At 59.9% G+C, this 19,497-nt stretch carries 13 protein-coding genes and 3 pseudogenes; 14 read left to right on the top strand and 2 right to left on the bottom strand.

Translation table 11 applies throughout. From position 1 onward, the window contains the following. Positions 1-129 precede the first annotated feature (129 nt). Positions 130-1,560 carry an IS701 family transposase gene (locus NKI54_RS30645; protein WP_352693391.1) on the top strand — a complete coding sequence of 477 codons (1,431 nt, stop codon included), beginning with the start codon at positions 130-132 and terminating at the stop codon, positions 1,558-1,560. 44 nt (positions 1,561-1,604) lie between these two features. On the opposite strand, the gene NKI54_RS30650 is transcribed toward NKI54_RS30645, so the two are convergent. Further along, positions 1,605-3,119: an FAD-dependent oxidoreductase gene (locus NKI54_RS30650; protein ID WP_352693393.1), complete on the bottom strand. Its 1,515-nt coding sequence runs from the start codon at positions 3,117-3,119 to the stop codon at positions 1,605-1,607. A gap of 143 nt (positions 3,120-3,262) precedes the next feature. Between NKI54_RS30650 and NKI54_RS30655 the strand changes: the two genes are divergently transcribed. The 5 genes from NKI54_RS30655 to NKI54_RS30675 all read left to right on the top strand — a co-directional run bounded on the left by NKI54_RS30655 (position 3,263) and on the right by NKI54_RS30675 (position 7,510). Beyond that, positions 3,263-4,027, top strand: coding sequence for a 2-keto-4-pentenoate hydratase (locus NKI54_RS30655; protein WP_352693395.1), 765 nt, complete (start codon positions 3,263-3,265; stop codon positions 4,025-4,027). A 16-nt stretch (positions 4,028-4,043) separates the two neighbouring features. Beyond that, a complete protein-coding gene (locus NKI54_RS30660; RefSeq protein ID WP_352693397.1) occupies positions 4,044-4,721 on the top strand; it encodes a hypothetical protein in 678 nt (225 codons plus the stop codon). Between the two features lie 13 nt (positions 4,722-4,734). Beyond that, positions 4,735-5,580: a fumarylacetoacetate hydrolase family protein gene (locus NKI54_RS30665; RefSeq protein ID WP_352693399.1), complete on the top strand. Its 846-nt coding sequence runs from the start codon at positions 4,735-4,737 to the stop codon at positions 5,578-5,580. Positions 5,581-5,667: 87 nt separating this feature from the next. Continuing rightward, on the top strand, positions 5,668-6,648 hold the full coding sequence (locus NKI54_RS30670; RefSeq protein ID WP_352693401.1) for an arginase family protein: 981 nt from the start codon (positions 5,668-5,670) through the stop codon (positions 6,646-6,648). A 580-nt stretch (positions 6,649-7,228) separates the two neighbouring features. Further along, positions 7,229-7,510, top strand: coding sequence for a hypothetical protein (locus tag NKI54_RS30675; protein WP_352693403.1), 282 nt, complete (start codon positions 7,229-7,231; stop codon positions 7,508-7,510). A 90-nt stretch (positions 7,511-7,600) separates the two neighbouring features. Here the strand turns inward: NKI54_RS30675 and NKI54_RS30680 are convergent. Beyond that, positions 7,601-8,936: pseudogene (locus NKI54_RS30680) on the bottom strand (IS1380 family transposase). Positions 8,937-9,057: 121 nt separating this feature from the next. Between NKI54_RS30680 and NKI54_RS30685 the strand changes: the two are divergent. The 8 genes and pseudogenes from NKI54_RS30685 to NKI54_RS30720 form a co-directional block, all read left to right on the top strand. Continuing rightward, positions 9,058-9,423, top strand: a pseudogene (locus tag NKI54_RS30685) (arginase family protein); the annotation flags it as partial. 105 nt (positions 9,424-9,528) lie between these two features. Further along, entirely contained in the window at positions 9,529-10,647 is a 1,119-nt protein-coding gene (locus NKI54_RS30690) for an IS110 family RNA-guided transposase (protein WP_352693405.1), read from the top strand. A 313-nt stretch (positions 10,648-10,960) separates the two neighbouring features. Further along, positions 10,961-11,425, top strand: a pseudogene (locus tag NKI54_RS30695) (arginase family protein); the annotation flags it as partial. Positions 11,426-11,950: 525 nt separating this feature from the next. Beyond that, on the top strand, positions 11,951-12,862 hold the full coding sequence (locus tag NKI54_RS30700; RefSeq protein ID WP_352693406.1) for a dihydrodipicolinate synthase family protein: 912 nt from the start codon (positions 11,951-11,953) through the stop codon (positions 12,860-12,862). Positions 12,863-13,018: 156 nt separating this feature from the next. After that, positions 13,019-14,566: a UxaA family hydrolase gene (locus tag NKI54_RS30705; RefSeq protein WP_352693408.1), complete on the top strand. Its 1,548-nt coding sequence runs from the start codon at positions 13,019-13,021 to the stop codon at positions 14,564-14,566. Positions 14,567-14,586: 20 nt separating this feature from the next. Further along, on the top strand, positions 14,587-15,609 hold the full coding sequence (locus NKI54_RS30710) for a histone deacetylase family protein (RefSeq protein WP_352693410.1): 1,023 nt from the start codon (positions 14,587-14,589) through the stop codon (positions 15,607-15,609). Between the two features lie 153 nt (positions 15,610-15,762). Next, entirely contained in the window at positions 15,763-16,314 is a 552-nt protein-coding gene (locus tag NKI54_RS30715; RefSeq protein ID WP_352693412.1) for a GNAT family N-acetyltransferase, read from the top strand. A gap of 469 nt (positions 16,315-16,783) precedes the next feature. Then, positions 16,784-18,217: an amidase gene (locus NKI54_RS30720; protein WP_352693414.1), complete on the top strand. Its 1,434-nt coding sequence runs from the start codon at positions 16,784-16,786 to the stop codon at positions 18,215-18,217. The last annotated feature ends 1,280 nt before the right edge of the window (positions 18,218-19,497 follow it).

Genomic DNA, 19,497 nt, shown 5'->3' on the forward strand with positions numbered 1-19,497 from the left:
CGGAACTAATCTTACTGACTCAGAAAATCCGATGCCGGGGGATTCGTTCTTGGCGCGGATTTGTTAGCGTAGGCGATAACCGAGATTGAAGCGGCGTTCGACGCCTATGTCGAAGCCTTGACTGGCGCTATGGGCCATGCAGACCGGGCGGAGCCGCTGAAGGACTACTGCCTTGGCCTTTTGATGCCGGTGGAGCGCAAGAGCGTGGAGCCGTTGGCGGCGGTGACGGCGCCGTCGCGAGTGTCGGCCAAGCATCAGTCGTTGTTGCATTTTGTCGGCCAGGCGCCGTGGTCGGACGAGGCTTTGATGGGCCGGGTCCGCGATTGGGTGCTCCCGCGGATTGAGCGGCGCGGAGCGATCCGGGCGTGGATCGTCGATGACACAGGCTTTCCCAAGAAGGGCAAGCACTCCGTAGGCGTGGCGCGACAGTACTGCGGCCAGTTGGGCAAGCAGGACTGTAGCGCGACAATCGGGGAGAGACCGCGCTCTCACGTTGATTGCCGCGCCGCACAGGACAATTGTCAGGTGGCGGTGAGCCTGTCGGTGGCCAACGACACGGCGAGCTTGCCGATCGCCTATCGGCTGTATCTTCCGCAAGCTTGGGCCGACGATCCCGAACGGCGCAAGAAGGCCAACGTCCCCGGGGACGTCGTGTTCCAGACCAAGCCACAGATCGCCCTTGAGCAGATCAAGGCGGCCAAAGCTCGGGGCGTCGCGCCCGGCGTGATCCTAGCCGACGCCGGGTACGGGGCGGACGGTGGCTTCAGAGCCGGACTGTCAGCGCTGGATCAGACCTATGCGGTGGGCGTGCAGCCCACGCTCAGCGTCTGGCGTCCAGGCGAAGGCCCCCTGCCTCCCAAGCCCTGGAGCGGTAGGGGCCGGCCGCCATCTCGGATCGTCCGCAACTCCGACCACAAGCCGATCTCGGCCAAGGCCCTGGCCAAGGAACTGCCGGCGGAGGCTTGGCGCACGGTCGCCTGGCGCGAAGGGAGCAATACCGAGCTCAGCTCCCGCTTCGCCGCCGTGCGCCTGCGGCCCGCCTCGCGGGATTACAATCGCCCTGAGGCTCACGCCGAGGAATGGCTATTGATCGAACGGCCCAAAGACGAAGTCGAACCTACCAAATACTGGCTCTCCACCCTGTCGGCCGACACTCCGATCGATCACCTGGTCGACATGGCCAAGCTGCGCTGGCACATCGAGCGGGACTATCAGGAACTCAAGCAGGAGTTGGGGTTGGGGCATTACGAAGGGCGAGGTTGGCGGGGCTTCCACCACCACGCCAGCCTTTGCATCGCCGCCTATGGACTGTTGATCTCCGTGAGGGAGACGATTCCCCCCTCAGCTTCGCCTCAAACCCAAGGCCGCCAAGCATCTGGCCTTCCCGGCGGTTACCAACCCCGCGGCTCCGCCGATCCGGCCCGAACGCCATGTCCCCAACTCAATCCCAACTCTGCGACGACGCCTCACCGTCGCCCTAGCCAATCGGCTTCAACGATGTCCATGCTGCACCCGGACCACGCTCAATACCCGTCGATCTCACATTTTATGACGCAGTAAGACTAACAACCTGTCCTCCATGAACTGGTCCTGCTTTACCAAAATTAATTTGCGTGCTGCTTAGCTTGAAGCGGCAACGATACCTCTTGGAGGGATGCGGATCGTGCGGCCAGTCTCCCCGATGTGAATGCCCAGCCTAAGTGGTGACCATGTCCTTCCAAGATAATTCCTCCCTGGCCGGTCGCCCCCGCTGCATACAGGCCCGGGATCGGCGTTCCGTCGTGGGAGAGGACTTCCATTGCGGTCGACACTTTCAACCCCCCTTCAGTCAAGACCCAGCTGCGAACTGGCCCAAGTGCAACGTAAGGCGGCGTCAAGAGGCCGGGTGTGCCTTGCCGTGGTGACCGATTGTAGTCGGCGATGGTGTTTTCAAACGCACCTGCCGGTACACCGATTTTCGCGGCCAAACCTCTGATTGTGTTGGCCTGGTGGTAGATGTCTTTGCGGTTGCGTCTATAGTCGGGAATATATGCGTAAGCGACCCCCGGAGCAGTAGAAATGTAATGTGGCCACGCGCTGAACATTTTTGCAAGTCGGCCATCAAGTACGATATAAGCCTCCTTGTTCGGCTGAAGGGGAACTGAGAACTGCGGTTTGTCGCACTCGTCGGAGAAACGAAGGCCATCTTTATTAATCAGGAGCGCTCCACTTTCGTATAGCTTACGCTGCGGCTCAAGTACGGTGGTCAAAAACATCATAATAAACGGACGAATTAGCCACCCAGGCAATTTCGCCATCGCCCACTTCATAACGAGTGCAATTGGCCGGCTGGGCGGCAGCATTTTCATCAGATTGACTTTCGGCGGTACGAATCGCAGCTGAGGGCCCGCGACGAGATCGCCATTGACGATTTCTGCTCCCACAGCGAGCGCGAGCCGATGGGCATCCCCAGTACTTGTTTTCACCAGCGCGTCCGCCAGCGCGACCTCCGGTCCAGCGTAACGTTCCTTCATCTCAGGATTTGCGCTAAAGTCACCCCCTGCGAGGATCACCCCGCGACGCGCATAGTAACTACGATTGAGGCCATCTTTGGCGACTTCCACGCCGACCACTCGCCCGTCCTTTAGAATCAGACGAGAGACGGGGTGGCTCAGGCGCACATCGACACCTAGCTGGCGTGCGCGCCGATAGAGGGCGCGGCCATAAGCGCGCGAGTTGGGCAGTACATTGTGCATCCGCGGTACACGATGAGGAGGCTCCGGCATCGGGCCGAAGAACACAACGCCCATGTCCAATAGCTTGCGCAACGTTTCGGGTACGTTCTCAACGAGTACTTTTCGGAGCTCGGGATTATCGCGCGACAATAAAGGGCCGTGAAAGAGCGCCATATCTTCAAAATGAGCTGACGGATTGTCGATTATTCCGATTGCCATCTGCATCGGGGATGCACTTGAGGAAATTGAGCCAACGGACCACACGGTCATGCCACCGGGAGCGGGGTTCTTTTCCAGTACTAAGACCTTTCGTCCCATTTCTGCCGCCTCAATAGCCGCGAACAGACCGGAGCCCCCAGCTCCAACGACAATCACGTCAGCGATATCCTCTGCAGCATCAGCCACTTACTTCACCTTCCCCAGAAAACAACGCGGGCGGCTACCCACGTTCAGACCAATACGTCCGGCTCATCTACGCGCAGGAGTGAGTTGACCCGGGCGGAAAAACCACGTACGACATACTGGAACATTATTCCAGAAGGTACGGCATGTCAAACACTGTGCATGACGAGGTCGAACTCGCCAATAAGCTTTTAGGAGCCCTGAGAGGCGGTGAGCGCGTCGTCGCTCACGCGGAAAGCTTGGGAAACTTGACCCGCGCGCAAGCCCTAGAGGTGCAGCTCAATATTCTGCGGGGGCTGGGGACCGCTGTGTCAGGCTGGAAGGTTTCCCTTTTGCCTGATGGCGATTTGGTTTCGGCGCCCATTGTCGCGGAACGGCTGTTTCGGACCTCGGCGGATGTGGAGGGAAGTCAATATGGGTGGGCTGGCGTTGAATCGGAAATCGCGTTCCGCCTCGCGCGGAGCCCGGGTGACCCCGCAAGAGATATTACGCGGGACGAGGTCATCGACTCCGTCGAAGGGGCTTGCGCCGCAATTGAAGTCTGTCAAAGCCGCTGGTCTTCAACCGTCACTCCACCGCGAAATGCGATGGTAGCCGATCTGCTGGCGAATGGTGCTCTAATTGTCGGACCGATCGAGAAAGAGTGGCAGCACCTCGACTTCTCGCGGGTAAACGCGCGCCTGAGGATCAATGACAAGCTGGTTCATGAAAGCGCCGGCCGCGCCGATGGAGATCTCATAGATCTGGTAGTCAGGCTCGCCAACGACTTGCGTTCACGAGGAATGAAGCTGGAAGCCGGGCAAGTCATCACTACCGGCAGTTACACGGGGCTCTATCCGGTAGTGACAGGTGACCGGGTCACCGTCGAATTCGACAAGATCGCCCCTGTTACTGCGACACTCAGGCCATAAACGTACGGAGAAACTAATGCTTTGCGGAAAAGGCGTCATTACGACCTGGAACGGGATAACCGATGAAGGCCGAATAGATTTCTATCAATGGCACCTGCACGAGCATATGCCCGAGAGAACTGCAATTCGCGGGTTCCTGAGAGGGCGGCGGTATCGAGCCGCCGATGGTAATACACAGCCTGAATACTTCACGCTATACGAGGTTGATGAGTTCGAGGTCTTGAAGAGTGCCGAGTATGTTGAGCGTCTGAACTCCCCTACTGCTTGGACGAAGCGCGCAACCGCGCATTTCCGGAGCACGTCGCGGGGTCTGGGACGGGTTTTGGACTCTCAAGGCCCCGGTATGGGTGGCGCTCTCGCGACTGTGCGTTTCCTGTCCAGGGAAGCCGCGGAGCAGGAGATCGTGCAGGAATTGTCGGCTCTGGCCGCAGAGGTTATGCAATTTCCGCTCGTATGCGGGGTTCATCTGTGCAAGGCGGACGACGAGGCCACCCAGGTGCGCACTACCGAAAGCCAAGGTCGCACCGATTACGATGCACCCCCGAGTTGGGTCATCCTGATCGAGGGATGTATGACGGACTACCTGAAGGGCCCGGTGGCGAAGGTGTTGGAACATCGCCGCGTGCAGGGCCCCCGGGTGGGCCAATACCTGCTTGAATATGTGCGTATGAAGACAGAGATGGCGGCGGGTTAGGGAGGCGTGAACCATGAAGCTTTTGCGATTTGGCGAGCGAGGCGCGGAACGTCCGGGTCTTCTGGACAGGGACGGTGTAATCCGCGATTTGAGCGGCGTTGTCCCTGACATCCGGAGGAGCACCCTTTCCCCCGCGACCATGCAGGAGTTACGGTCAGTGCCTCCTTCGACTTTGCCTCGGGTCGACGACGCTGTTCGTCTCGGGCCTCCGGTAGGGGACGTCCGTCACTTTATAGCCGTCGGACTGAATTACACAGACCACGCAATTGAGACCGACACCCCGATTCCAGATGAGCCGGTGATCTTCTCTAAGGCTCCATCATGTATTGCTGGACCGAACGACAACATTATCATGCCTTCTGCGTCCGTGATGCTCGACTGGGAGGTCGAAATTGCTGTTGCAATCGGTGAACATGCTTTCGAATTGTCAGAAAAGGAGGCGCTGACCGTTGTCGCCGGCTACCTAATCAGTCACGATGTATCTGAGCGAGAGTCCCAGATACATCGTGGCGGACAGTGGATCAAAGGCAAGTCTGCCCCGAGCTTTGGTCCGCTTGGCCCTTGGCTAGTAACGCCGGATGAGGTCCCCGATCCTCAGAACCTGAATTTGTGGCTCAGAGTAAATGGGGTCACCAGGCAGTCAGGGTCGACAGCCAAGATGATTTTCCCATTCAGGCATTTGATCTCATACATCTCCCAATTCATGGCGCTCGAGCCGGGGGACATCATCACGACCGGCACTCCACATGGGGTGGGGCTTGGGATGAAGCCACCGGTGTTTTTGAAGCCGGGCGATGTGGTGGAGTTGGGTGCCGACGGGCTGGGGCGTCAAAGGCAAACCGTCGTCCTGCGAGAATAGGTTATCCCCTTTCTCTCGCCTGTTCCTATTGGCGGAACCACAATGACTGAGCTTATCACGATGCCAACGGAAGAACGGAAGTAGGATATGAGCCAGAGCACTGCCATCACGGACGCGGTCCAGCCCGCGGGGGTCGGACGGTTCTCCACCCAGCACGGGCTGTTGCGCGCCGAAAAGCGGCCCGGGCCGGAGGGCCTGGACATCGCCATCGCGGGGGTTCCATTCGACCAGGGCTCCTACGGCTGGACCGGCCAGCGCTTCGGGCCTGACCAGGCCCGCGCCTTCTCGCACACGGTGCGGCAGGTGCACGCGCTCACCGACCGCGCCCCCTTCACCTGGTGCCGCATCGGCGACGTCGGCGACGCGCCGGTCAACCCCCTGAACCCCGAGCAATCGATCCGGGACATCAGCAAGTTCTTCTCGCGCATCGCCACGGCCGGGGCCGTGCCCATGGGCATCGGCGGGGACCACACCATCACCTTGCTGATCATGCGCGGCATGGCCCAGGCGGGGGTGAGGGTGCCATTCGGCATGGTCCATTTCGACGCCCACCCCGACATCTACGATGAGATCGACGGCAGCCGCGTCAACTGCGCCACCGGTTTCCGCCGCGCCATCGAGGAGGGGCTGATCGACCCCAGGCGCTACATCATGATCGGCATTCGCGTCATGCGCGACATAGAGTCCCTGGAGTGGGCCAAGGCGCAGGGGGTGACGGTGTTAACCGACGACGACTGCGCCGCGCTCGGCCGCCATGGTGTCATCGATCGCATCCGGAAGGTGGTGGGAGAGCAACCGGCCTTCCTTAGCTTCGATATTGACTCCCTCGACATCGCCTACGTCCAAGGCACGCAGTCGCCCGAGCCAGGGGAGCTGAGTGTGCGGGACGTCCAGGTAATCCTGCGCGGCCTGCGAGGCTTAGACTTCATCGGCGCCGACGTCGTTGAGCTGCTGCCGTTGCTCGACCCGGCCGGCCGGACCGCCATCTCGACTGTCAACGTGGCCTACGAGATTTTGTGCCTGATCGCCGAGGCCCGGGCCAAGCGCACGTCCGCCGGCACCGGCTGACACGAAGCGGCTGCGGCGATTGAGGGAGCCGCCGAAGCCGAGCCTTGGCCGGCGCCCGGGCGGCCTCGATGGCAGCGCAACCCCGCGTCCCGGGCCAAGGCAGGGTCGCGCAGCGCATGTCACCGCCCCAGGTGTTCACATTTGTTGATCATGCACCGCTTATCCTCGAAGCTGACACCACGTCGCGAACATCAGGCACTCCTGCTCGGTGATCTCGATGTCGTCCCAGTCCTTGAGCGGCTCGGGGCGGCTCGGGGCGGCTCGGCGAGCGTCAAGACACTCTGGCTTCGGCTTCTCCTTCCAGCCCTCCTTCGACAAGAACCGCCATCCCGGGCTAACCGGCACCGGGAAGAGCGATCCCGCCACTGCCCCTCGCCGTTGAGCGATGCTTCATCAAGGGAGCGCCATATTGGGCGAGCTTTCAGATTCCGCCTGCATTACCCATGTGGGCCCTGTTGCTCTAGGCGGGCCACGAAACTCCCGCCCACGATTGACACGGTTTCCAAGGTTTAGCATAGGGTTCCACTAAGAACAGTGTTCAATATCGTTTTGCCAGCCATTTGCAGGACGAGGTAATTTAATGTGGGACGAGAGGCAGCTTGCTGCACTGCGCGCAAAGTACAGCGACCAAGGAGACCGCGAGGTCTTCGACCCTCGTTTCCGCGAGATCGCTGACGGATTCTACAAAAGTGGCGCGCGCGTTGCGCCTTACGCCGGCATGCGGACTTTCCTGTCGGCTCCGTATCAACAGATCGATCCCAAAAGGCCGGAATTCGGCGACCTGCAGGTGGCGATATTAGCCCGTCCTATTCACGAGCAGCTTGGTTCCCTTGTCGCTGAGCGTTCGGTCAAGAAGGTGTGAGGCGTCTTTTTCACCGCAGCTGAGACTGGACTTTGGAACGCGCTGGAGGTCGGCTGATGCGGGTTCAATGGGGCTTTGATGCCCCGGCGCTCATGGCGCTGCGGGCTGCAGCGTGATGGCGATCGCTCGGAACAGACTTGCCTCGGGACAGGCGGCGGCGAAGGCCAGACGGATGCGCGAGACGGTTTCGGTAACGCGGGCGCCGAGCTTGAGAAGCCTGAGTCGCAGCGTAGCGAACTCGGCGTTGCGCAGATGATGGGTCGTGGGCACCGCCTCGCGCAAGGTGAGCATCAACCAGTATGCGGCGGTGTGCAGGACGAGACGGACCTGGTTGGCAATCGGTGAGCGGCAGCTGGTGCGGTCGGAGGCGAGCTGGCACTTGTGCATCTTGATCAGGTTTTCGGCCTGGCCGCGGGCGCAGTAGATCACGTCGTAGACATGCTCGGCGGAGCCTTTGTCGAGATTGGTGACGACGAAGCGGATGTCGAGGCCGAGGGTGGTTGCCTCGATGCGGGCGCAGGCGCGGCGTTCCGTCTTCCAGGATTTCGCCTTGTATAGGGTCTCGGCATAGCCGCGCAGCACCGGCTTATGCTCGAGCGCGCGGCGGGTGCGGATATCGTCGGCGGCTTCATCGACGAGACGCTGGAGTACCTTGTTGCCGGGCAGGCCGAAGAGGTAGTCGATCGCATTGTTCTCGCACCAGGCCATGACTTGCGCCCGGCCATAGTGGCCATCGCCGCGGATCAGAATGCGGGTGGCAGGCCAGCGGGCGCGGATGCGCCGGACAAGGCGGCGCAGATGGCCGCGGATCTCCTTGCCGGCCGGGGTCTTGCCAGGACGCAGGATCATGGCGACCGGGGCGTCCGGTCGCGGCGTCGTAGATGTGGATCGGCAGGAAGCAACGCTCGTCGTAATGGGCGTTGAAGAGCGAGAGCTGCTGATGGCCATCCACCGTGTCGTCGATGTCGAGCGTGACGCTTTTGGGTGGCGCGGCATAGCTCGACAGCCACAGATCGACCAGCACCCAGCCGAGCCGGATGACGGTGCGCAGGTCGGGCAGGTTCTCCAGGCGCGAGCAGGTCGGCTGCGAGCACAGATCAATCCCGCTGTCGGGCAGCCGCCCGCAGGCGAGCTTGAAGGCCGGGTCGGTGCGCAGCCGGTCGAGATCGTTGGCATCCTCGTAGCCGCATGCGATCGCAAAGATGCGGGCGCGCAGAATGTCGGCCATGGCGTGCGTCACCCGCGCTGGATCGCGCGGACCGTGGATCGCGGCGGCCAGCCGGTCAGCCAGTTGCAGGCGTCGCTCGGCCGCTGCCAGCAGCATGACGCCACCATCCGAGGTGATGCGCCCGCCGTCAAACGCAGCTGCGATCTTCTTGCGTCCAACGGCTGGAAATGAGAGCGGCAGCAACGTATCATCGGTCATGGCGGGTGTGGCTCGCGAGAGGCGGTGGCAGGGTTGGCTTAGACAACCGAATCCTACGCCAAATCAATCGCTTAGGCTACATCCGCCAGCCTCTCAGACCGATCGTCGTGCATAAGACGGGTTAGGCGTGCCAATGGATCTCGGCGTCACGAATCGCTCGGGTGCCCGCTTCGGTCCGCGCGCGCTGCGCGCTATCGACTTCATCGATCCCTATAACCACGTGCTCGGTTGTGCACCCATCCATGAACTCAGAGTCGCCGATGTCGGCGACGTTCCCTTCGCGAGCCGCTACCGCCTCGAACAGAGTCACGACGATATCGAGCGCTATATCGGCAGGATTGTTGACGCCGGGGTGCTGCCGCTCTCAGTCGGCGGTGACCATTCGATCACTTACCCGATCCTCAAGGCTGTCGGGAAAAAAGCGCCCTTCGGCCTCATCCATATTGACGCCCATTGTGACACCAGCGGCCCATTGGACATGACTAAGACCGTATGTTCTCGGGGTGAAGGTGGCTCACCCCCGCGATAAGCTGAGATCGGGGGTTGCTTCGGAGTGGCCGAAGCCGAGCCCCAAGCTTAGCGAGGGTGAACCATGGATCAGCATAACAGGCTTTTCGTCGGTCTGGACGTCTCGAAACTGAAGATTTCTTTAGCCGTCGCGGATGGCGACCGGGGTGGTGAGGTAAGATTTTTCGGGGATATACCCTCAGATCCGGCCTCGGTGTCATCCATCGTGCAAAAGCTGGCCAAGCGAGGAACAAAGCTCCACTTCTGTTACGAGGCAGGGCCTACAGGTTACGAACTCTACCGTCAGCTCACCGAGATGGGCCATGATTGTGTGGTGGTGGCACCGGCACTAATTCCCAAGCGTCCCGGAGATCGAGTGAAGACCAACCGGCGCGATGCGGTCAGCTTGGCACGGTTACATCGTGCGGGTGAGCTGACGGCGGTTTGGGTGCCGGACCGCGGGCATGAGGCTATGCGCGATCTCGTGCGGGCCCGTGAAGCAGCACAGGAGGCTCAAAAGCGGGCGCGTCAGCAGCTTCAGTCGTTCCTCCTTCGACATGGCCGCATCTATTCGGGCCGCTCACCCTGGTCGCTGGCGCATATGCGGTGGATATCGACTCTGAAGTTCGAGCATCCGGCGCACTTCATCGTGCTCAAGGAATACTGCCAGGCGATCGAGGATGCCGAGGTGCGCTTAAAGCGTCTGACCGATCTGATCTCGGAGACTGTGAAATCCTGGACGATGGCTCCTGTTGTCGAAGCCTATCAGGCGTTGCGAGGCGTATCGTTGATTGCCGCCGTCGTCTTTGTTGCCGAAATTGGCGACATCCGCCGCTTTGAAAACCCCCGCCAGCTGATGGCCTTTCTTGGCCTCGTTCCGTCAGAGAGCTCGACAGGTGAACATGTCAAACGCGGCGGGATCACTAAGGCCGGGAACTGTCGGGCCCGTCGCATGCTGGTCGAAGGCGCATGGGCTTACCGCTTCCCTGCGCGGGTAAGTCGAACCAAGCAAGCGCAGTTGGAAGGCCTACCGAGAACCGTTCGCGAAATAGCGTGGAAAGGTCAGCTCCGCCTCTGCTCTCGCTACCGAAAAATGATCCTCGCGGGGAAGCACAAGGCCATCGCGATCACCGCGATCGCTAGAGAAATGGGGGCCTTCCTGTGGGCTATTGGCCAGGAAGTGCAACCAGCTCATCAAGCTTAACTTAGCGCCGCTCGCATTTGGCGACCAATTAGAAAGAGGAAACAAGATCGATCATCTGCTGATGCTCAATGTTGGAGGCAGGGTCCCGGTCGGGGAATCTTCGATGGAACTGAGTGGCCGACGACGTCGATGCCCGTGCTAAGATAGAAGCAGCCCCAGGCGTACACAAAGAAATGCGGTATCCAACCCGCGTATAAGAGTGCAAACCGTCGTCTTGAGACCTGTCTCCTACATTGCGCATTAGCTACACCATGCAGGACCAGCCACTATTGGCGGGGACGAACAGGCGTGGCCACGCCGCTTGCAAATGAACCACCATGGCGGGCCATTCCGCAACGCGGTGCTACACGGAGTGCTCGATCCGACGCGCACGATCCAGATCGGCATTCGCGGCTCGAGCGAATTTCTGTGGGAATTCTCCTACGATTCCGGCATGACGGTCGTTCATGCAGAGGAGATTGACACCCTAGGCATTCCCGCCGTGATAGCCAGAGCACGCGAGCTAGTGGGCGACGGCCCGACTTACATCTCCTTCGACACCGACAGCCTCGACCCGAGCTTTGCGCCGGGCACCGGCACGCCCGAGACCGGCGGGCTGACGACGCGTGAGGTTATGGCGATCCTGCGCGGTCTGAAAGGCCTCAACCTCGTGGGCGGCGATGTCGTCGAGGTCGCTCCCCGATACGACTGCACTACCAACACGGCGCATGCCGCTGCTCAGGTGCTGCTTGAGATCCTGAGTCTCATGGCGTTCAGCCCGGCGGTGCGAAAAGGATGATGCCGGCGTGTTGCTGTTGCTCTTTGCGGCAGAAGCGATGGCCAATGCTTTGCGCAAAGGGATCCACTTTCGCCCGCGACACTCGCACCGCTGGGAAATCGGCTATCTGCCGGTCGTCCCGGTGGCGGTAAACTGTTCTTCCAGCTCTTCAACGCCCACTACCAATGGGCGTCATGAGCCTCCCATCGATATTGCGGCTTTGCCAAGTCGGGTGAGGTCTTCGGCGATTCCCATCGTCGCCACCGCGTTCCTCGATCGCACTCACCGGGCCGTGGTCATCCGGTCGAAGGCTAGAGTGACGCCTGCGCCAGCGCGCCGCGGTGAATCACCGCCGAGACCGGATCCACGCCCCTTGCAGCTGCCACTCACTCTGTTGCGGTGGTGATGCGGCCAGATCCTGCGGATTGACCAATGCGGCGATCCCAATTGACAACCTATCGCACAACAAATAGGATATGGTTCCATTAAGAATGACGTTCGGCCCGTCGAGGGCGTGAGCCGAGAACATAGTACAAGCGAGGTATAATGAGAGCTAACTGGTCAGGCGTTTTTCCGGCGGTCACGACGAAGTTGCAGGAAAATGGCGATGTTGATCTGCGTGCGACGCAGGGCAGCATTGAACGGCTCGTTCGCAGCGGTGTTTCCGGCATTATTGTCCTCCCGATGTTGGGTGAGAATGCGTCGTTGAAGCCGTCTGAGAAAGAGAAAGTTATCCGAGCCGCAAAGGAAGTCGTAGGTGGACGGGTTCCGCTCCTTTCGGGATTGGCGGAGGTTTCAACGGAGGCCGCGGTCGAGACGGCGCGCAAGTTCCAAAGCTTCGGGGCGGAAGGATTGATGGCCTTCCCCAGTATCGCATATAAATCCGATCCCCGCGAAACATCCGAGTGGTACCGGACGCTCGCGGCTGGCTGCGATCTCCCAATCATGATCTACAACAATCCGATCGCCTATGGCGTCGACGTGACGCCGGCAATCCTGCGTACGCTGGAGGATGTCGATCAGATCGTCTGCATCAAGGAAGAATCGGGTGACATTCGCCGAGTCACCGATCTCTATAACGATCTTGGAGATCGATTTGCCGTGTTTTGCGGCGTCGATGATTTGATACTTGAGAGCCTCGCCTTGGGCGTGACGGGGTGGGTTTCAGGAATGACGAATGCGTGGCCCGAAGAGTGCGTCCGCATCTTCGAGTTGGGCCGAGCCGGAAAGTTCGCCGAGGCACTGGAACTGTATCGTGTCATGACGCCGGCATTTCATTTGGATACCAGCGTAAAGCTTGTCCAGTACATCAAGCTGGCTGAGCATCTTGTTTACGGCGCGTCCGAATGGACGCGTGCACCGCGTTTGTCGTTGGTCGGAGAAGAGCGCGATCGGGTGGTTTCTGTCATCCACAACACGATCGCCGCGCTGAAGAACCGCAAGTCCGCGGCGGCCTAAAAACTGGGCAATTGGAGGCAATGAAATGCTCCGCATCCCTGGAGGATCGAATTGCTGCTCACTGGGGGCCGGTGACGTGCGTCCGCTGAGTTCTATTCGCGACCTGGTATTCAAAGCGGTGAGGGTGTCTGGCCGGCCAGCAAGCGAGGAGTAGCGATGCAAAGCGATACCACACAACAACACGATCTCAGCCTAATGCTGGTCTTGCACAAAAGCGACAATGTCGCGATCGCGCGCCGGATGCTAACGCAGGGCACGGCGTTGGGCGGATCGCTAATCGCCAAGGGGCCGATCCCGGCCGGACACAAGGTCTCCATCAGATTCATTAAGTCCGGCGAACCAATCCTGCGCTACGGTCAGATCATCGGCTTTGCTACAAAAGACATAGAGCCCGGGTTACATGTTCACCTGCAAAACATGGGGCTCGGTGAGTTCGCAAAGGACTATGCTTTCGGCGCGGCGGTTCGTCAGACCGACTACGTCGATATCCCGGCAACGTTTATGGGGATTCGCCGCCCGGATGGCCGGGCAGCGACGCGGAATTACGTCGGAATCCTGAGTACCGTGAACTGTAGCAGTCACGTGGCCGCTCTCGTCGCGGAGGTGTTCAAGAAAAACCCGTATACCGGCACTAATCCGCTGGTCGAGTTTCCCAATGTCGATGGCGTCGTTGCGCTGACGCACAAGACAGGTTGCGGCATGACAGGGGGTGAACCGCTGACGCTCCTACGCCGCACGCTTGGCGGCTACGCGCGACATGTGAATTTCAGCCACGTCATCGTTCTTGGATTAGGCTGCGAGGTCAACCAGGTCGGCGGTCTGCTCGAGGACCAAAGCCTGACAGGCCGGGTGCGCAGCATGGATATCCAGACGATGGGCGGCGCAAGAAAAACCGTGGAGGCTGCGGTTGAATTCGTGCGGGATGTCCTCAAGGACTCGAACCAGGCTAGCCGACAACCCATTCTTGCGAGTGAACTGACTGTCGGGCTGCAGTGCGGGGGCTCGGACGGCCTCTCGGGTGTCACGGCGAACCCTGCCCTGGGAGCTGCGAGCGATATTCTCGTGCGCCACGGCGGCACAGTGATCCTATCCGAAACGCCAGAAACCTATGGTGCCGAGCATCTGCTAACGAGACGTGCGGTATCCCGTGAAGTCGGCGAAAAGCTGATCGCGCTAATGAATTGGTGGGACGCTTACTTCAAGCGAGAAGGCGCGGTGATGAACGACAATCGTTCCCCGGGCAACATGGCCGGTGGGATAAGTACGATCGTCGAGAAATCGCTGGGAGCTATGGCCAAAGGCGGCACAACAAACCTGGTCGACGTTGTCAAATATGGCGAGACCGTCAAGGGCCCCGGCTTGGTGTTCATGGACACTCCGGGATACGACCCGGTGTCCGCGACCGGCCAGGTTGCAGGCGGTGCAAATCTCATCTGCTTTACTACCGGGCGAGGCAGTGTGTTTGGCTGCAAGCCGGCACCGTCGATCAAACTGGCATCGAATACAGCGATGTACCAGCGCATGACGGACGACATGGACGTCAATTGCGGCGAGATCCTCAGCGGGAGCGAAACCGTCGAGGAATGCGGCAAGAGAATCTTCGATTTAATTCTGCGGGTCGCGTCGGGGGAACATACCAAAAGCGAAGAGTTCGACTTTGGCGCGGCCGAATTTGCGCCATGGGTTCTTGGTGCGACAGTCTAGGTCTCGAGAAAGCGATAGACATGAAAATCGTTTACTCGGAAGGCCACCGCAGCCATGATCCCCAAACTTTCATCCATCGCGGAAGGCTGGTGCAAAGCCCTGAGCGGCCAGAGCGTGCCGAGATGCTTCTCTCGTCGGCGATCGCTGCGGGGCACGAGCCGACAGAGGCGAACCGGGCTGACGCTTCCATACTGACGCGCGTGCACACGGCACGTTATCTCGACTTTCTGGAGAATGGTATCCATGAATGGCTTGCGTTGCCCAATGCCGGTCCGGAAATTGTGCCCAACACGCACCCCAACCGTTTTGCGTCACACTACGCCAGCCATATCGTTGCTCGCTCTGGATTCCACCAGGCCGACACGGCATGTCCCGTCGGGCGCGGAACCTGGGCGGCGGCGCGATCCAGTGTAGACGTTGCCCTTAACGTCGGTGATTTGATCGCGGGCGGCCATCGCCGTTCGTATGGACTTTGCCGGCCGCCTGGCCATCACGCCTGTACCGAGATGGCCTGGGGATTTTGCTACCTAAACAACGTTGCGACCCTTGCTGAATCGCTACGGATGAAAGGAGCCGAGCACGTCGCAATTCTTGATATTGATATCCATCATGGGAACGGCACTCAGCAGATCTTCTATCAGCGGCCTGACGTTCTGACGGTGTCGGTCCATGCCGATCCTGATGGATTTCCGGTGTTCTTCAGCGGCTATGCAGATGAAACTGGCTCCGGTGCTGGAGAAGGTTTCAATGTCAATCTTCCGCTGAAGCATGGCAGCGACGATGCGGCCTTTGTCGCTGCAATCGCGGCGGGCATGCAAAGGATAGGAGATTTCGGCCCGGATGTCCTATTGATTGCGCTTGGCCTCGACGCCTACCGCGGCGATCCCCTTAGCGTGTTTGACGTCACCGCGGATGGACTCCGGAAGGCTGCCAAGGTCATAGGCGACTTCAATGGGCCTATCGCCATGCTGCAGGAAGGCGGATATCCCTGCCCCGAACTCGGGGACAACCTTGTGGCATTTCTCGGAGCCATAGATGACTAACTCCAAAAGGCGTGCCCTTGCCTTGTCAAGCAATTGGGCGGTCGAAGCCGGCGGTCGAGGCGCATTGCGCACAGTAGCGCGGCTGGCCTCGAACGACTGCGGCTGCTCATTTGGAGCGATCTTCAACATCTCCAACAGGAGGATGGGATACTGATGGAACTGCGGACGCAACGCCTGCTGCTGCGGGAATGGAAGGACGAAGACGTCGAACCAATCGTTCGAATGGTCAGTGATCCTAGAGTTGGAAAGTATCTCTCCAATATCGGCGATCGAGCCGCGATTGAAGTCTGGATAAATCGAGAGCGCGAGCATTTCAAAACGCTTGGTTATGGTCTTTTGGCGATCGAGCGTTTCGACACTTCAGGATTTGTCGGCTTCTGTGGCCTTATTAACGTGGACTATCAAGCGCATTTCACGCCGGCGGTTGAAATCTCCTGGAGGCTGGATCCAGACTACTGGGGGCATGGATATGCAACCGAGTCCGCCGCTGCCGTTCTTGACTTCGGGTTCGAAAATTTAAAGCTGGACCAAATCGTCGCGAATGCAGCGGTGGGCAATGTCGCCTCACAACGGGTTATGGAACGCATTGGCATGTCCCATGATCTAAACGACGACTTCGACCACCCACTCAAGGCAGCCGATGATCCCTTGCGACGCCAAGTCCTTTACAGGCTCAGGTATCAAGATTGTCGCCGAAAACAATAGCAGCGCATCTCGATATCGCGCTTATACGAAAACGCAATCGGACGCTGTCAATTACCTAAGCTGCCGATTTCTGTCCAAACCAAGAGCGAAATTGTGGAACTCCTTTCACGCGCGCGGGACGAATTGGTGCGGTCGAGCTTCGGGTTGATGGCATAGATGGCTCAAGCATGACTGAGGAGTAACGTGGGCGACTGTTGGACCCCACTAAACAATCGGCATGGGCGTCGACGCCGATCGGAACCGCAACGCGTTTCGCCAATTGCAACGGGGTCCTTCGATGGCTGAGGAGCGGATGGAGCGCGTGATGGAAGAGTTCGTCCCGACCTGGGTCGCTGGCGCTGATGGTGCGGGCGCTGCGGGGCGTGAACAGGTTCACCTATATGCGGGGACAAATCGGGGAGCATGTCAATCCGGGCTAGGCCGCCGCTTCCCAAGCTTGGACCGATCATTTTCTGGCAGGAAGAACAACATGACTGACCTTGCGAGCTATTCCGCGACGGATCTCATCCGAGGTTTTAAGGTGCGGGAGTTTTCCCCCGTAGAGGTCCTTGATGCAGTATTGGAGCGCATCGATCGAGTGAACCCCATCCTGAACGCGTTCGTCCTGGTCGACCCCGACCGCGCGCGTACCACAGCACGCGCATCGGAGCATCGATGGGCTCGGGGTGAGCCGATCGGTCTGGTTGATGGAATTCCGGCGTCTGTCAAAGACCAGTCCCTCACGGAGGGATGGCCGACGCGCAAGGGGTCGCGAACGGTGAATGCGGAAGGCCCGTGGACCGAAGACGCGCCGGTGGTCGCGCGACTGAAGGAGCAGGGCGCTGTGCTGGTCGGTAAGACCACGACGCCTGAGTACGGTTGGAAGGCTGTTACCGACAGCCCGCTCTCTGGGATCAGCCGCAATCCTTGGGATCCGACCAGGACTTGCGGCGGATCGAGCGGCGGCGCTGCGATTGCGGCGGCGGCCGGCATGGGCGCGCTGCACCAGGGCAGCGATGGTGGGGGCTCCATCCGCATCCCCGCCGCCTTCTGCGGCGTGTTCGGGCTCAAGCCCACGTTCGGACGGGTTCCTATGTATCCGCAGGGCTATGGCTCCATGGCGCAGCTCGGCCACTACGGTCCGATCACCCGAACGGTTGCTGACGCCGCCCTCATGATGACGGTCATGGCGCGTTCCGACTCACGGGATTGGCTCGCGCTGCAAGCGGAGAAACGCACCTACCTCGACGGGCTGGATGAGGGCATTGCCGGCCTGAAGATCGCATACAGCCCCACGCTGGGCTACGCCAAGGTAGACGCCGAGGTTGCCGAAGTCGTCGCGGAGGCGGCGCTGCATTTCGAGCAGCTTGGTGCCGTGGTCGAAGAAGCGACGCCCAAGATCGAAAATCCTCTCCACTGCTTCTTGACGTTTTATGAATCTGGTCTGGCATCGAGCCTCGCGAGCCTTTCAGAAGCCGAGCTAGAGATGTTGGATCCCGGGTTGCGCGAGATGGCGGAGCGGGGACGAAGAGTAACGGCCGGGCAGTTGTTTAGTGCATGGCAAGAGCGGGAGCGCCTCGCTCGCACGATTAACGAGTTCTATGAACACTTCGATCTCCTAATCACACCGCAGGTGTCGGTGACAGCTTTTGAAACTGGCACTCTTCATCCACCCCATCTATCCTCAATGTGGGATTGGATACCGTTCGCCTTCCCATTCAACCTGACGCACCAGCCTGCCGCCGCGATGCCGTGCGGCTTCGCCTCAGATGGCCTTCCGGTCTCTTTTCAGATTGTGGCTCCTCGACACGCGGACAGGCGTGTTCTAAGGGCGAGCCGCGCCTATGAACGCGTGAGGCCGATCGTGCTTCCAGATGTGATCAAGCAATCGAGCGCGAGGGTTGAGGCCGAAGGGCGACTTTGAAACAAGTCGGCACGATCTGTGACGAAAAAGATCTCGAAAACAATTTATTGAATGTGATTGGCCTCTGCGTCGGCTTGGCGGCACTGAATGAGACCTGTTCTCATGGCGGAGAGGGGCTCAAAAACCTCGAAGACAGGGGAACCCAGCTGGCTGAGCGAATCAGAGACGCCGTAAGGCGGCATGGGATCGCTGCGCAATCCAAGGCTATGGCGCGCACTTCGGCCTCTTCTTCGTCCCGTCGGAACTGCGCATTCGGAGCTATCGGGACCTGAGGCTTGCCGACCGTGGCGCTGGCGATGAGTTCGTCGCCAAGCTGCTGGACGGCGGCGTCCGCATTACAAGCCGGGCATCCTTCTTCCTGAGCACGGCTCACACCGAGTCCGATATTGCCGAAACAGCAGACGCCATTGATGCCGTCTGACCGGTATGGCGCGACATAGATAGTACCATCCGGACAGGCCTATCGCGCGCCGCCAGCCATCAAAGGCGCATCAATTGCTCGGGGTCGAGGCAATCGATCTCGACACGGCCGTGTTCGCACGAGAACGACGATCAAGATAAGACGAGGCTGGCGGACGTCGCCTTGCGTTCACGCAGGCCTTGCTTGCTCAAATCTCTCCCCCGCCATCTCGGTCCACTCTTCAGCAACCCATGCGAAAGAGACCTTTAAGACCGGCAGAGCACCCGGGCCGACCATCTTCAGGGGGTCGGAATAATCTCGAAATCGGAGAGCGATCAATTCGGAAAAAGCGAGGGACATCATTCTGGAATCCGCGGGCGGCATGCCTCCGAGTCCTGAATGCCCGTTCACAGCCCACTCTTCAAAACGCGATCGGCAATCATGTCGCTGATCGGAAAGACCGAAGTCGCTGCCGGAGAGGGGCACATTGCAGACCTGGTAAATGCCCGGGGGACCGCGCTCACCGCGTAGTCGACCGGAGTGCTGCGCACTCCTTGGCGCTCCATGGCAGTGCTTGCCGGCGGGCCGCACGACGGCTTCGTTGCAGATGCGGGCGCGCCGTCGCCGACGCATTTCGACAGGATCGTTCACAATGCCTGCTCCATCCGCTCGCCGAAACAAGCGAATGGTTGCAGACCGAGATTACGAGGGGGTCATAATTGGAGTCTGACGCGCTCTCGATGAAGCTTTTTATCATACCGCGCCCTCAGACTGGCTGTAAGCGCTATTTTCGCTGCACGTTGACGCGAGCGCTTTCGACGGATGGCCTTCGAATCGGGAACGGTATCTGGTCTGATCAGGCTGCTGTTGCTTTGGCGAA

The organism is Mesorhizobium sp. M0663 (assembly GCF_040320585.1).
Lineage (GTDB): Bacteria > Pseudomonadota > Alphaproteobacteria > Rhizobiales > Rhizobiaceae > Mesorhizobium.

Bases quoted from the DNA above. Each gene is read 5' to 3' on its own strand.
- NKI54_RS30645 (WP_352693391.1), top strand. From the start codon at position 130: ATGGGCCATGCAGACCGGGCGGAGCCGCTGAAGGACTACTGCCTTGGC.
- NKI54_RS30655 (WP_352693395.1), top strand. From the start codon at position 3,263: ATGTCAAACACTGTGCATGACGAGGTCGAACTCGCCAATAAGCTTTTA.
- NKI54_RS30660 (WP_352693397.1), top strand. From the start codon at position 4,044: ATGCTTTGCGGAAAAGGCGTCATTACGACCTGGAACGGGATAACCGAT.
- NKI54_RS30665 (WP_352693399.1), top strand. From the start codon at position 4,735: ATGAAGCTTTTGCGATTTGGCGAGCGAGGCGCGGAACGTCCGGGTCTT.
- NKI54_RS30670 (WP_352693401.1), top strand. From the start codon at position 5,668: ATGAGCCAGAGCACTGCCATCACGGACGCGGTCCAGCCCGCGGGGGTC.
- NKI54_RS30675 (WP_352693403.1), top strand. From the start codon at position 7,229: ATGTGGGACGAGAGGCAGCTTGCTGCACTGCGCGCAAAGTACAGCGAC.
- NKI54_RS30690 (WP_352693405.1), top strand. From the start codon at position 9,529: ATGGATCAGCATAACAGGCTTTTCGTCGGTCTGGACGTCTCGAAACTG.
- NKI54_RS30700 (WP_352693406.1), top strand. From the start codon at position 11,951: ATGAGAGCTAACTGGTCAGGCGTTTTTCCGGCGGTCACGACGAAGTTG.
- NKI54_RS30705 (WP_352693408.1), top strand. From the start codon at position 13,019: ATGCAAAGCGATACCACACAACAACACGATCTCAGCCTAATGCTGGTC.
- NKI54_RS30710 (WP_352693410.1), top strand. From the start codon at position 14,587: ATGAAAATCGTTTACTCGGAAGGCCACCGCAGCCATGATCCCCAAACT.
- NKI54_RS30715 (WP_352693412.1), top strand. From the start codon at position 15,763: ATGGAACTGCGGACGCAACGCCTGCTGCTGCGGGAATGGAAGGACGAA.
- NKI54_RS30720 (WP_352693414.1), top strand. From the start codon at position 16,784: ATGACTGACCTTGCGAGCTATTCCGCGACGGATCTCATCCGAGGTTTT.